Annotated in this window: 12 protein-coding genes and 1 pseudogene; 5 read left to right on the top strand and 8 right to left on the bottom strand. The window is 74.0% G+C overall.

The annotated features are described in order from the left end of the window. Positions 1–41 precede the first annotated feature (41 nt). From AC4H2H_RS07175 to AC4H2H_RS07145, 7 genes are all read right to left on the bottom strand, one after another. Positions 42–3056, bottom strand: a complete 3015-nt coding sequence (locus tag AC4H2H_RS07175) for a DEAD/DEAH box helicase (RefSeq protein ID WP_494370113.1) — start codon at positions 3054–3056, stop codon at positions 42–44. A gap of 101 nt (positions 3057–3157) precedes the next feature. Next, positions 3158–4204: a diacylglycerol/lipid kinase family protein gene (locus tag AC4H2H_RS07170; RefSeq protein ID WP_494370112.1), complete on the bottom strand. Its 1047-nt coding sequence runs from the start codon at positions 4202–4204 to the stop codon at positions 3158–3160. A gap of 43 nt (positions 4205–4247) precedes the next feature. Continuing rightward, the gene (gene tatC / locus AC4H2H_RS07165; RefSeq protein WP_494370239.1) at positions 4248–4991 is read right to left on the bottom strand and encodes a twin-arginine translocase subunit TatC; all 744 of its coding nucleotides are present in this window, start codon (positions 4989–4991) and stop codon (positions 4248–4250) included. Positions 4992–5027: 36 nt separating this feature from the next. Continuing rightward, positions 5028–5297 carry a Sec-independent protein translocase subunit TatA gene (gene tatA, locus AC4H2H_RS07160; protein WP_494370111.1) on the bottom strand — a complete coding sequence of 90 codons (270 nt, stop codon included), beginning with the start codon at positions 5295–5297 and terminating at the stop codon, positions 5028–5030. Positions 5298–5339: 42 nt separating this feature from the next. Then, positions 5340–5666 carry a hypothetical protein gene (locus AC4H2H_RS07155; RefSeq protein WP_494370110.1) on the bottom strand — a complete coding sequence of 109 codons (327 nt, stop codon included), beginning with the start codon at positions 5664–5666 and terminating at the stop codon, positions 5340–5342. Positions 5667–5679: 13 nt separating this feature from the next. Beyond that, entirely contained in the window at positions 5680–6645 is a 966-nt protein-coding gene (locus AC4H2H_RS07150) for a helix-turn-helix transcriptional regulator (RefSeq protein ID WP_494370109.1), read from the bottom strand. Further along, the gene (locus AC4H2H_RS07145; protein ID WP_494370108.1) at positions 6638–7711 is read right to left on the bottom strand and encodes a helix-turn-helix transcriptional regulator; all 1074 of its coding nucleotides are present in this window, start codon (positions 7709–7711) and stop codon (positions 6638–6640) included. The genes AC4H2H_RS07150 and AC4H2H_RS07145 overlap by 8 nt, the downstream gene beginning before the upstream one ends. A gap of 36 nt (positions 7712–7747) precedes the next feature. Between AC4H2H_RS07145 and AC4H2H_RS07140 the strand changes: the two genes are divergently transcribed. The 3 genes and pseudogenes from AC4H2H_RS07140 to AC4H2H_RS07130 all read left to right on the top strand — a co-directional run bounded on the left by AC4H2H_RS07140 (position 7748) and on the right by AC4H2H_RS07130 (position 9824). Beyond that, a complete protein-coding gene (locus AC4H2H_RS07140) occupies positions 7748–8914 on the top strand; it encodes a DUF3866 family protein (protein ID WP_494370107.1) in 1167 nt (388 codons plus the stop codon). A 93-nt stretch (positions 8915–9007) separates the two neighbouring features. Beyond that, positions 9008–9130 (top strand): annotated as a pseudogene (locus AC4H2H_RS07135) (NADP oxidoreductase); the annotation flags it as partial. A gap of 115 nt (positions 9131–9245) precedes the next feature. Then, the gene (locus AC4H2H_RS07130) at positions 9246–9824 is read left to right on the top strand and encodes a Dps family protein (protein ID WP_494370106.1); all 579 of its coding nucleotides are present in this window, start codon (positions 9246–9248) and stop codon (positions 9822–9824) included. Between the two features lie 158 nt (positions 9825–9982). Here AC4H2H_RS07130 and AC4H2H_RS07125 read toward each other — a convergent pair whose 3' ends face one another. Further along, positions 9983–10714: a tyrosine-type recombinase/integrase gene (locus tag AC4H2H_RS07125; RefSeq protein WP_494370105.1), complete on the bottom strand. Its 732-nt coding sequence runs from the start codon at positions 10712–10714 to the stop codon at positions 9983–9985. A 118-nt stretch (positions 10715–10832) separates the two neighbouring features. Between AC4H2H_RS07125 and argG the strand changes: the two genes are divergently transcribed. Both argG and AC4H2H_RS07115 read left to right on the top strand, forming a co-directional pair. Beyond that, on the top strand, positions 10833–12251 hold the full coding sequence (gene argG / locus AC4H2H_RS07120) for an argininosuccinate synthase (RefSeq protein ID WP_494370104.1): 1419 nt from the start codon (positions 10833–10835) through the stop codon (positions 12249–12251). Positions 12252–12385: 134 nt separating this feature from the next. Next, positions 12386–13042, top strand: a complete 657-nt coding sequence (locus tag AC4H2H_RS07115; RefSeq protein WP_494370103.1) for a YigZ family protein — start codon at positions 12386–12388, stop codon at positions 13040–13042. Positions 13043–13103 lie beyond the last annotated feature (61 nt).

Below are 13103 nucleotides of genomic sequence, written 5' to 3'. Positions count from 1 at the left end.
GGCGCAGGTGACGCCCGTGTCGGTCGTCACGGGGCGGGCGCTCAGACGCTGGAGTACGCCACCACGCCGCGGCGCAGCCGGTCGATCGCCTGGATCGCGGTCCGCCGCAGCTCCGGGGTGGGCGCGGCGCCGGCGATCTGGTCGAGGACGTCGATGACCTGCTTGCACCAGCGCACGAAGTCGCCCGCGGCGATCTCGGAACCGCGCAGGACGGCGTCGAGGTTGCGCCCGACGGCCCACCGGTGCACGGCGCCGACGAGGCCCTCGTCGAGCTGGGCGGTCGCGTGGACGTCGTGGGTGTCCTCGAGGTCGTCCACCTCGGACCACACGCGCACGGTCGCCTCGATCGCCTTCGCGAGCCTGCCGTGCGGGCCGCCGGGGACGTCGGGCTCGCCGTGCTCCTCGCGGCGACCCGCGTACACGCACGTGGACACGACGGCGGCCAGCGCGGGCGCGTCCAGGTCGTCCCACACGCCGCGGCGCAGGCACTCGGCGAGGAGCAGGTCGTTCTCCGCGTACAGGCGCCGCAGCCACTGCCCGTCACGCGTGACCTGCAGGCCCGCGCGGGCGGACCGTGCCCCGGCGGCCGGCGGAGCGGTCTCCTCACCCGGCCCCTCGCGGGGTTCCTCCGCGTCGAGGGCGTCGTCGAGGGGTGCGGTGGGGTCGTCGTCGGGCGTGCCGGGCGCGAGGTAGCCCAGCGTCACGAGCACGTCGCAGATCCGGTCGAACACGCGCGCGATGGAGCCCGTGCGGCCCTCGACGCGGCGCACGAGCTGGTCGTGCTCCTTCTTCAGCCGTGCCCAGCGTTCCGCCCAGCGCGCGTGGTCCTCACGGTCGGGGCAGTCGTGGCACGGGTGGGCGCGCAGCTGGGCGCGCAGGCGCGACAGGTCCTGGTCGTCCGCGGCCGCGGACCGTGCGCGCTCGCGGCGGCCCGGGCGCGACCCCGGCTCGTCGAGCGCGCCGAGGGCGTTGCGCAGGCTGGCGACGAGGTCGCGCCGCTGGGCGGGCACGCGGGCGTTGAACGCCTGGGGGATCTTGACCCTCGCCACGGTGGTGATCCCGCCGGGGGCGTCCGCCACCGTGAGCTTCTTCACCTGCCGGTCCTGCGTGAGGACCGTGGGCCGCGGCCCGTCGAACCCGGCCCCCTCCCCCGGGTCCAGCACGACGACGTACCCGGCCCGGCGCCCGGACGGCACCTCGACCACGTCCCCGGGGCGCAGCCGCTCGAACGCGGCGACGACCTCGGCGCGCCGCGACCGGCTCGCGGCGCGCGACAGGTCCGTCTCGCGTGCCGCGATGCGGCGCCGCAGGGCGGCGTACTGCGCGAAGTCGCCGCGGTCGCACGTCATCGCGCGGGCGTACCCGTCGAGCGCCTCGGCGTGCGCCTGCGCCTGCTTCGCCAGGCCGACGACGCCGCGGTCGGCCTGGAACTGCGCGAACGACGTCTCCAGCACCTCGCGCGCGCGGTCGCGCCCGACCTGCGCGACGAGGTTCACCGCCATGTTGTACGTCGGTCGGAAGCTCGAGCGCAGCGGGTACAGGCGCTTGGACGCCAAGCCCGCGAGGTGCACCGGGTCGAGGCCGGCGTGGTCGACGACGACGGCGTGCCCCTCCACGTCGATGCCGCGCCGCCCCGCGCGGCCGGTGAGCTGGGTGTACTCGCCGGGGGTGACGTCGACGTGCGCCGTCCCGTCCCACTTGACGAGCTTCTCCAGGGCGACGGAGCGGGCCGGCATGTTGATGCCGAGCGCGAGCGTCTCGGTGGCGAACACGACCTTGATGAGCCCGCGGCTGAACAGCTCCTCGACCGTCTCCTTGAAGACCGGCAGCATGCCCGCGTGGTGCGCCGCGATGCCGCGCGCGAGGGACTCGGTCCACGTCCAGTAGCCGAGGACCTCGAGGTCCTCGGCGGGGATGGTCGCGGTGCGTTCCTCCGCGACCCGCCGGATCTCCGCCTCCTCCGCGGGCGACGTCAGCCGCAGCCCCGCCGTGAGGCACTGCTGCACCGCCCCCTCGCACCCGGCGCGCGAGAACACGAAGTAGATCGCGGGCAGCAGGCCGTCCGCGTCGAGCGCGTCGACCACCGCGAACCGGGCGGGGGTGCGCCGCACCCCGAACGCCCGGTCCGCGCGGTCACCACCCGGGCGTCGCCCGCCCCGCCCGCGGTACCCGCGGTCGCCGGTGCGTCGCCCGCCCGGCCCGGACCCACCCGTGCGGGGCGCCGCGCGGAACGCGGCGAGCAGGTCCGGGTTGATGGGCGGGTTCACGCCCGGGTCGGTCGGGTCCACGTGCCCCGCATACAGGTCGAGCAGGTCCGCGCCGAACGCCCGGCCGCCCCCCGCGTGCGCCACGCCCGCGACCGGGTTCGCGGTCGGGTTCGCGGTCGGGTTCGCCGACGCCACCAGGACGTGCTGCCACAGCGGCACCGGTCGGCGCTCGCTGACGACCACCGTGGTGTCGCCGCGCACCATCTCGAGCCAGTCCCCGAACTCCTCCGCGTTCGACACGGTCGCGGACAGGGAGACGAGCTGCACGTCGTCGGGCAGGTGGATGATGACCTCCTCCCACACCGGTCCGCGGAACCGGTCCGCGAGGTAGTGCACCTCGTCCATGACGACGAAGGCGAGACCCTCCAGGGTGCGCGAGCCCGCGTAGAGCATGTTGCGCAGCACCTCGGTGGTCATGACGACGACGGGCGCCTCGCCGTTGATCGTCGTGTCCCCCGTGAGGAGGCCCACCTGGTCCGCACCGTACCGGCGCACCAGGTCGGCGTACTTCTGGTTCGACAGCGCCTTGATGGGCGTCGTGTAGAACGCCTTGCGCCCACCCGTGAGCGCGAGGTGCACGGCGAACTCCCCCACGACGGTCTTGCCCGCCCCCGTGGGTGCGGCCACGAGGACGCCGCGTCCTTCCTCGAGCGCCTCGCACGAGCGCACCTGGAAGTCGTCGAGCGGGAAGTCGAGGATCTGGCGGAACTCCGCGAGGCGGGTCCGGGACGCGGCCTGGCGGGATTGTGCCGCGGCGTAGCGGGCGGCGGGAGATTCGGCGGCCGTCATGCCGCCAGCCTACGGTCCGCGGTGTGCGTCCCGGCGTCTGACACGGGCGGGCGGCGGCCGTGACGCGGGCGCGTCGTGGCTCTCGAGGTGGCCCGTGTCGGTCAGGCGCTCGCGGGCGGTGGGGTGAGGAGCCGCAGCGCTCCGGGTTCGACGTCGACGCGGACCGGGAGGGGTCCGAGGTGCTCACCGTCGGCGAACGCGTGGGGTGGTGGCGCGCCGGCCTCGGTGGGCGCGATCGTCACCGACCGGGCACGCAGGGTGCCGACTCGGGGGTTCGCGAGGTGCCGGCCCGCGTACATGCCGGGGAAGATGCGTGCGGCTCCCCACCGGCCGAAGGGACCGGCGAGGATGACGTCGAGCAGGCCGTCGTCGAGCGCGGCGTCGGGGGCGATGCGGATGCCGCCGCCGATGCGTGGGCCGTTCGCGACCGAGACGAGCGCGCCGGGCGACTCCCAGACGACCGCGCCGTCGTCGGCGGTGGTCTCGTGCACCAGCGGCGCGCCGGCGAGCACGTCGGGCAGGGCGTCGCGGTCAGGGACGCCGCGCAGGGTGACGCGGAAGCCGTAGGGGCGGTACCGCGTGATCTCGGTGAGGGCGGAGCGCGCGTACCGGGACCGGCCGCGCGGCCAGGTCGCGGCGTTGGCGTGCGCGTTGACGGCCGCGTCGACGCCCGCCGACAGGACGCCCGCGTACCAGCGCGGCGCCGGCAGGTGGTCTCCGGTGACGCGCGCGGCGTCCAGCGCGCGCGTCGTCCACCCGGCCCCCGTGGGCCGGTCGAGCGCGGCGAGCAGCGCGGCGACGCACCGGTCCGCACGACCGGTGGGGAGCTCGAGCGCGTGGGCGAAGTCGTTGCCCGTGCCGACGGCGACGATCCCCAGCGGCACCCCGGTCCCCGCGACGGCGTTGACGCCGAGGTGGACCATGCCGTCCCCGCCGACGACGACGAGCGCGTCCACCCCGGGGGTCGTGGCACCGCCGGTGCCGCGCACGGCGGCGTCGGCAGACTCCTGCGCGAGCGGCAGGCTGGGCGCGCTCAGGTCGAGGACGTCGTGCCCGGCGGCACGGAGCGCGTCGGCCGTGCGCACCCCCGCCGGGCGTCCCCGCCCCCGACCGGCGGTCGGGTTGACGACGAGCGCGACCGTGCTCACGGGCGACCCCCACGCCCCGAAGGGCGTGTACGGGACGGGTCCGTCACAGGGCGAGCCGGGCAGCGTCGCGCTTGTCGACGCGGCGGTCGTGGAGAACGCTGATGCCGAGCGCCGCGAAGTACAGGCCGCAGATGGGCAGCGCGACGAAGATCATCGTCAGGGCGTCCGGCGTCGGGGTCATGACCGCGGCGAACACGAACGCGATGAGCACCGCCCAGCGCCACCCCTTCGCCATCGCCGACGCGCGCAGCATCCCGGTGAAGTTGAGCGCGACGAGCACGACGGGCAGGACGAACGCGATGCCGAAGGCCAGGACGAGTCGCATGACGAAGCTCAGGTACCCCTGGGCGTCGGCGAGGTTGGTCGCGTCGTCCGGGACGAACCCGGCGAGGATGTCGACGGCGTGCGGCAGGACCCACCACGCGAGCAGCGCACCGCCGACGAACAGCGGGACCGACGCCCCGAGGAAGGCGAACGCGTACCGGCGCTCGCGGCGGGTCAGGCCGGGAGTGATGAACGCCCAGAGCTGGTAGAGCCACCACGGGCACGTGACGATCACGCCGAGGAAGAGGGAGACCTTGACCTTCATGTCGAGCGCCGTGGCCAGGCCCGAGAAGTTCAGGCTGATGACCTTGCCCTGCTCCTCGGCCGCGGTCTTCAGCGGCTCCTGCAGCGCCGCCAGGAGCGGCTCGTAGAGGAACCATCCGACGGCCGCGCCGACGACGAGACCGCACGCGGCGAGGAAGAGACGCTTGCGCAGCTCGAGGAGGTGCTCTCGGAGCGGCATCCGCCCCTCGGCGTCACGGGAAGAACGTGACACCGACTATCCCTTCGAGGTATCGCCCTGTTCGGGCGACGTCGACCCTCCGGTCGCGGACGAACCGGTCACGGTCGGCGTGGTGGACCCGGTGGGAGCGTCCCCGGTCGTCGTGGTCTTCGAGTCGTCGTCGTCGCGCAGGTCCTTGACCTCGCTCTTGAAGATCTTCAGCGACTGCCCGACGCTGCGCGCGAGGTCCGGGAGCCGGCGCGCACCGAACAGGAGCAGGATGACGACGACCAGCACGATGATGTGCCAGGGCTTCAGCATGCCCATGGGCTAACTCCTCCTCGAGGCGACGGCGCTACGCGGCCGAGTCTACGCGTTGAAGCGGCGCCAGCGGGACCACACCTGCTCGTCCCGACGACGACGTTCCCCCCGGCGCTCGACCCTCGCCGCCCGGAGGGCGTCGACCCGCTCCTGCAGCACCACGGGGTCGTCGAACAGCGTCGGCGCGGTGGACGGCTGCGCCTGGGCGAGCTGCCGCGACAGCTCGTCCGCGCGCGCGCTCATCTCCGCCGCCGCCCGGGACGCGCGCGAGAGCTCACGCCCCAGCGCCTTCGCCGACCGCCACAGGTGACGCGCCAGGAAGAACGCCCCTACGAGCGTGCCCACGACGAGCGTCGTCCAGACCCAGAACCACATGCGCCCACCCTAGTCAGGCAGGAGGCAGGGCGTCGTACGCGGCGAGGGCGGCGGATGCGGCCTCGCGCACGTCCTGGCCGACCGACGCCGGCTCCACGGCCAGCACGTGCCGGGCACGCTCGGTGAGAAGTTGACGCAACCACACCGGGTTGGTGACCCGCAGACGCACCTCGAACGCGCCGTCGGGCAGGTTGCGCACCGACTCGACCGGGACCTGCTCCGCGACGGCGCGCGCCGGGCTCGCGAACGTGATGGTCGCGAGCGGCGCGTCGCCCGTGGGCGTGAAGTCGACGTCCGGGTCGACGTCGTGCCCCTCGACCGGCACCTCTAGCTCCGTGGCGGCGAGGATACGGTCGACGCGGAACGTGCGGCGCCCGCGCGACCGGTGGCACCAGGCGAGGAGGTACGCGTGCTCGTCCTGCGTGTGCAGGGTGACCGGGTCGATCTCGCGCTCCGACTCCTCGTCTGCGGCCGTCACGTACCGGATGCGCAGGCGGTGTCCGGCGACGAGCGCGCTCGTGATCGCCCCGACCACGCGCGGGTCGCCCTCGGGCGCGAGCCGCACGTCGAGCGCGGCCGCCGCCTCCCCCGTCGCGTCCGTGAGCTTGCGCAGGACGGACTCCACGACGCTCGCGCGCTCCGGGTCCGCCTGCACCGCCGCCGTCTCCCGCATGGCCCGCAGCGCCGCGACGAGCGCCACCGCCTCGCGCGTGCCCAGCCGCAGGGGACGCGTCATCCCCCGTGCCTCGGTGAGCCGCACCACCCCCCGCTCGATGGAGTCCGCGTCGAAGTCGATGAGGTCGTCCGGCCAGTACCCCGGCGTCCCCGACACCCACAGCGCGTCGACGTCGTCGAGCACCTGCCGCTCGCTCACGCGGAAGTGCCGGGCGAGCTCGCCCACCGGCACCGGCCCCGCCCCGTCGAGATACGCGACGATGCCCAGCAGGCGCACCAGCCGGTCGTCCGCACGCTCAGCCACGCTCCCCCACCTCCGTCGACCCGCCGGCGCTCGCGGCACCCGCCGGACCCTGCCTGGTCAAGCGCAGCCCCGCCGCGTCCTGCAGCCGCCGCACGACGGCGTCGCGCAGGTCGGGCGGACCCAGCACCAGCACCGCGTCGCCGTACCCGACGACCTCGTCCGCGAGGGCGTACCGCACGTCGTACGGCACCTCGAGCACGTCCCGACCCGCGCCGTCGCCCGCACGCCGGTCGGGGACCGAGCCCACGACCGTGCCACGGGCCCGCAGCGCCCCCGCACGCTCGGGCACCACCGCCAGGCGTGCGACACCACCGGCACCCCGCGCGCCCAGCAACGCGTCCACGTCGACGTCCTCCGGGACCGCGAACGCGTCGCGCGGCCCCGACGCCCGCACCCTGCCCTCGACCCGGCTCAGCCGGTACGACCGCGGCGCCTCGCGATCCAGGTCGAAGCCCACCAGGTACCAGCCACCCCGCCGCGCCGCGATGCGCCACGGCTGCACCCGCCGCGCGCGCACCTCGCCCGTGCTCGCCGCCCGGTACGTGAACGACACCGCACGCCGCGCCGAGATCGCGTCGATGAGCGTCGCGTACGCGTCCCCCACCGGTCGCACCCGCGGTGCCAGCCCCGCCACCGCGTCCATCGCCGTCTCCCCCGCGCCCGCGGCCCGCAGCTTCGTCAGGGCGCGCGAGATGTCAGTGCGCAGCGTCTTGTCCTGCCAGAACTGTGCCGCCAGGGCCAGGACCCCGAGCTCCGCGGGAGTGAGGTCCACCGCCGGCAGCGCGTACGCGTCCTGGTCGATGCGGTACCCCACCTCGTCCGCGTGACCCCCCGCGTCGACCGTGACGATCGGGATGCCCAGCTCGCGCAACGTGTCCTTGTCCCGCTCGAACATCCGTTCGAACGCGTCGGGAGAAGGCGCGTCGGCGTACCCCGCGACACTCGTACGGATCTGCTGCTTCGTCATCGACGCGTTCGTGTTCACGAGCGCGATCACGAGGTTCAGCAGTCGGGTCGCAGGGTTCGTCGCGGACGACGACGACGGCGGGGGCGGGGACTCGGACATCGGGCACCACGCTAGACGGTCGATAGGGTGTGCGGCGTGATCACCTGGCGAACGGCGACCGTGGTGTCGCACGCAGCGGCCTGGCCCGGAGCGCAAGAGCTGCGCGTCCGCCTCCACGAACCGCTCCCCGGCAGAGCGGCAACCGACGACACCGTGCGCGCCCTCGCGTACACCGACCTCGTCGGCACTCCGGCCCCCGACGACTCCCTCCTCCTCAACGTCTCCGCGCTCGCCCGCGGCCTCGGCACCGGCGGCTACGCCCTCGTCGTCGGGCCCGCCCTGCCGGGCACGCCGCTCCCGCCCGACCCCGCGCCCGGACCCGGCCACCTCGTCAAGGCCCGCTACACCCCCCTCCAGGCCCTCGTCCTCGGCGTCGACGAGCAGGAGTCCCCCCACCACGACACCCTGCGTGACGCCGACGACCTCGCCGCCACCCCCGTCGTCGTCGCCGACCTGCACTCCGCCCTGCCCGCCGTCGTCGCCGGCGCCCGGCACGCCGCGGCGCTCGCGGGCCGCCCCGCCCCGCGCGTCGCGTACGTCATGACCGACGGCGGCGCCCTGCCCGCCACCTTCTCCCGCACCGTCGCCACCCTGCGCGAGACCGGGTGGATCGACACCTGCCTCACCGTCGGGCAGGCCTTCGGCGGCGACCTCGAGGCCGTCACCGTCCACACCGGCCTCCTCGCCGCCCGCCACGTCGCGGGCGCGGACCTCGTCGTCGTCGCCCAGGGACCGGGGAACCTCGGTACCGGCACCCGCTGGGGGTTCTCGGGAGTCGCCGCGGGCGACGCGCTCAACGCCGTCGCCGTCCTCGGCGGAACGCCCATCGCCTCCCTGCGCGTCTCCGGCGCCGACGCCCGCGACCGCCACCTCGGCGTCTCCCACCACTCCCTCACCGCCTACGGCCGCGTGGCGCTCGCGGCGAGCGACGTCCCCGTCCCCGTGCCGGCGCCCGACGTCGAGGGCCTGGAGGGGTGGGGAGCCGACCTCACGCGGCGCGTCGTCGAGCAGGCCGCGACGCTCGCCGCTCCCGCCGGCCGCCACCGCCTCGTCGACGTCCCCGCCGGAGCCGACCTCGTCGCAGCGCTGCGCGACGTGCCCGTGCGCCTGTCCACGATGGGCCGCGGGCTCGACCAGGACCCGGCGGCGTTCGTCGCGGCCGCGGTCGCCGGGGTCCACGCCGAGAGTCTGCGCGCCGCCTGACGCCGCTCTGGCGCCGCCGAGGAGCCGGCAGCGGGAATGCTGCGCTCTCACCTGCGTTGATGCCGCCTTGACGACCCTCGGAATCACCGGTGCACGGTCGACACCAGCCCGCTCGACGAGTCCTGGCGCGTCGAGCGCGACCGACCCGCGTACGTCGTCCCGCAGGACGCCGACGAGCTGCGCGCCAACCTCGCACGGGCGCCCCGCACCATCTGACGGGCGGGCTTCTCGCCCTGCGAACACCCCGGGAGCGGACGACGATGGCGGGGACGGGGCCGACGGCCCCGTCCGCCGCCGTCGCGGCGTGCGCACTCACCCGAGGAGGCCCCACATGGCTGCTCGCCCGAACCTGCCGAAGTACACCGTCCCGTCGCTCACCCCCGAGGAGGGGGCGAAGATCGCCGGGATCCTCCAGGAGCGTCTCCACGCGCTGAACGACCTCCAGCTCACGCTCAAGCACATCCACTGGAACGTCGTCGGCCCGCACTTCATCGCCGTCCACGAGATGATCGACCCCCAGGTCGACGCCGTGCGCGCCATGGTCGACGCGGTCGCCGAGCGCATCGCGACCCTCGGCGTCTCGCCCCAGGGCACACCGGGCGCGCTGGTCGCCGGACGCACCTGGGAGGACTACTCGCTCGGCCGCGCGTCGACGATCGCGCACCTCGGCGCGCTCGACGAGGTCTACGTCGGGGTCATCACGGCCCACCGCGAGGCGGCGACCGCGACCGAGGGACTCGACGACGTCACGAACGACCTCCTCATCGGGCACCTGCACGAGCTCGAGCTCTTCCACTGGTTCGTCCGCGCCCACCTCGAGTCGACCGGCGGGGACCTCTCCACCGCCGGCGCCCGCACCGAGGCCGGCGCGGCGAAGAAGGCCGAGGACGCGGCCGCCAAGCAGCCGTAGCCCGCCCGATCCCCTGCACCCGGGAGGCCCGACGCGATCACCGCGTCGGGCCTCCCGTGCGTCCGGGCTGATGGTGAGGGTGTCGCGGTGGTGATGGGGCGGCGGTGCGCTTGGCACACTATTTAATTTCGAAAGGATCGACAACCAGCCGCTTCAGCTCATGCCTCGGCGGCGTCCGTCGGGCCTTGTCGGAGGAGCTCAGCGGCAAGGACCGCGTCCCGTGCGGCGTCGTCCCCGAGCCCAGGACCGACGGCTCCCCCGCCGGCAGCGCGCCCCTCCGGCCCGGCTGGTACCGAGGCCTCGACCCAGGCCCGCCGCACCTGCTCGAACCTCGTGGGCAACGGAGACCGGACTCCCCCGTAGCGCGCGTTGGTGCGGTGCACGAACCGCCGCCACGACAGGACCAGGCCCTGCCGGGTGATGGGCAGCCCGCTGGAGACCGTGACGCCGTTGTCGTGCGTATGGTGCACCGTGAGCAGGAGTGCGCGCGGCACCGATCCCTCGAGGCCGGCAGCGAGCTCCTCACGCTCCGCCATCCAGCGCCGCAGCACGACGACGACGCTCGCGCTCAGCACGTGCTCGCGCACCGTGCGGTGCTTGCCGTGCGTGAGCACGACCCTCCCCTCCCCCGCCCTGGCCGTCGCCGGGCCGAGGTCGATCGCGTCGACCGTGCACCGCAGCAGGTCGCCGTAGCGGGCCCCGGTCGCCCGCGTGAGACCCGCGATGACGGCGAGCCGTACGGTCTCCGGCTTCGCCGCAGCCGCCATCGCCTCCGTCGCCAGCAGGCGCCACACCCACTCGGCCTCGCCGAGCGACACCGCGGGGCGCGGGTAGCGCGCCGACGGCGCGGCGTCCGGGTCGGGGAGGGAGGCGGCAGCTGCGGTGCTCATGCGGGAATCCTGACGCTTGGCACACTTTTAGTGCGCCCGACACGCCGTCGGGCGCCGACCTGGCCCGGCATCGTCGAGCCGGATTGAATACCTATGCGCGATGACGCATACTTCTTCCATGTCCAAGGTCCTCACCTCTCTCCCCGTCGGCGAGCGCGTCGGCATCGCGTTCTCCGGCGGCCTCGACACCTCCGTCGCCGTCGCCTGGATGCGCGACAAGGGTGCCGTGCCGTGCACCTACACCGCCGACATCGGTCAGTACGACGAGCCCGACATCGCCTCGGTCCCCGGCCGTGCGACGGCGTACGGCGCCGAGATCGCGCGCCTCGTCGACTGCCGTGCCGCCCTGGTCGAGGAGGGTCTCGCCGCCCTCGCGTGCGGCGCCTTCCACATCCGCTCCGGCGGTCGCGCGTACTTCAACACCACTCCCCTGGGCCGTGCTGTCACCGGCACCCTGCTGGTCCGCGCCATGCACGAGGACGACGTGCAGATCTGGGGCGACGGCTCGACCTTCAAGGGCAACGACATCGAGCGGTTCTACCGCTACGGCCTGCTCGCCAACCCGCACCTGCGCATCTACAAGCCCTGGCTCGACGCCGACTTCGTCGCCGAGCTCGGCGGACGCAAGGAGATGTCGGAGTGGCTGCTCGCGCACGACCTCCCCTACCGCGACAGCACGGAGAAGGCCTACTCGACCGACGCGAACATCTGGGGCGCGACGCACGAGGCCAAGACGCTCGAGCACCTCGACACGGGCATCGAGACCGTCGAGCCGATCATGGGTGTGCGGTTCTGGGACCCCGCAGTCGAGATCGCGACGGAGGACGTGACGATCGGGTTCGTCCAGGGCCGTCCGGTCACGATCGACGGGCAGGAGTTCGAGTCGGCGGTCGCCCTGGTCCAGGAGGCCAACGCGATCGGCGGCCGGCACGGCCTCGGCATGTCCGACCAGATCGAGAACCGCATCATCGAGGCGAAGAGCCGCGGCATCTACGAGGCCCCCGGCATGGCGCTGCTGCACGCGGCGTACGAGCGTCTGGTCAACGCGATCCACAACGAGGACACCATCGCGCAGTACCACGCGGAGGGTCGTCGCCTCGGCCGCCTCATGTACGAGGGCCGCTGGCTCGACCCACAGGCGCTCATGATCCGCGAGGCGCTCCAGCGCTGGGTGAGCACCGCCGTCACCGGCGAGGTGACGCTGCGCCTGCGGCGGGGCGAGGACTACTCGATCCTCGACACGACCGGCCCGGCGTTCAGCTACCACCCGGACAAGCTCTCGATGGAGCGCACCGAGGACTCCGCGTTCGGGCCGATGGACCGGATCGGCCAGCTCACGATGCGCAACCTCGACATCGCCGACTCGCGCGCGAAGCTCGAGCAGTACGCCGGCATCGGGATCGTCGGGACGAACCATGCGGCCCTCATCGGTGCGATGCCCGCCGGCGGGGCCGAGATCATCGCCTCACGCGGCAAGGCGGAGGGCGACGACGAAGAGCTGCTCGACCGTGCGGCGATGGAGTCCGGCACGGACTGACGGGGACACGCCCGCCGAGAGAGCGACAGACCGCACGGAACCCCGGTTCTGTACGGTCGCCCGGCGCTCTCTCGGCGGGTGATCGCCATCTCGCGACGAGCAAGGTCCGACCCGCTCACAACTAGGCTCGACGGATGAGCACGGGGACCGGTGAGCTGTGGGGCACGATCGCCGGGCCGGTCGACCACGAGCTCGTCGTCAAGAGGTCTCGGTTCCTCACGCACCTCTCCCCCGTCACGTCCGTGGCCGACGCGGACGCCGTCGTCGCGCGGGTGCGCAAGGAGCACTGGGACGCGAGGCACCACTGCGTCGCCCTCGTCGTCGGGACGCACGCCGACCAACAGCGCTCGACCGACGACGGCGAGCCCTCCGGCACCGCAGGCATCCCCATGCTCGAGGTGCTCCGCCACCGGCAGGTCACGGACGTCGTCGCCGTCGTCACCCGCTACTTCGGTGGCGTGCTCCTCGGCGCCGGCGGTCTCGTGCGCGCGTACTCCTCCGCGGTGAGCGAGGCGCTCGACGTCGCCCGCCTCGTGCGCCGCGCCGTGCGGACCGCCGTCACGGTCGACGCCCCGCACGCCGACGCCGGTCGGCTGCACGGCGTGCTGGCCGACTGGTGCGCCCGGCACGACGGCACCCTCGATGACGTCGCCTACGGAGCCGAGGCGACGTTCACCGTCCTCGTACCGCCGGCCGAGCTCGACCGGCTCGACGCCGACCTCGCCGCCGCGACCTCAGGCGCCTTGATCGCACAACGCGGCGACAACCGCATCGTCGACCTTCCCACCTAACCCGGCCCCTCTCCTCCGCGAGGTAGAACCGTGGTCGGCCGAGGTAGAGCCCTGGTCATGT

It is taken from the genome of Cellulosimicrobium sp. BMG9.22, from assembly GCF_059159975.1.
The sequence above is the reverse complement of the archived record's forward strand: the minus strand, read 5'-3'. Positions and strand labels throughout refer to the sequence as shown.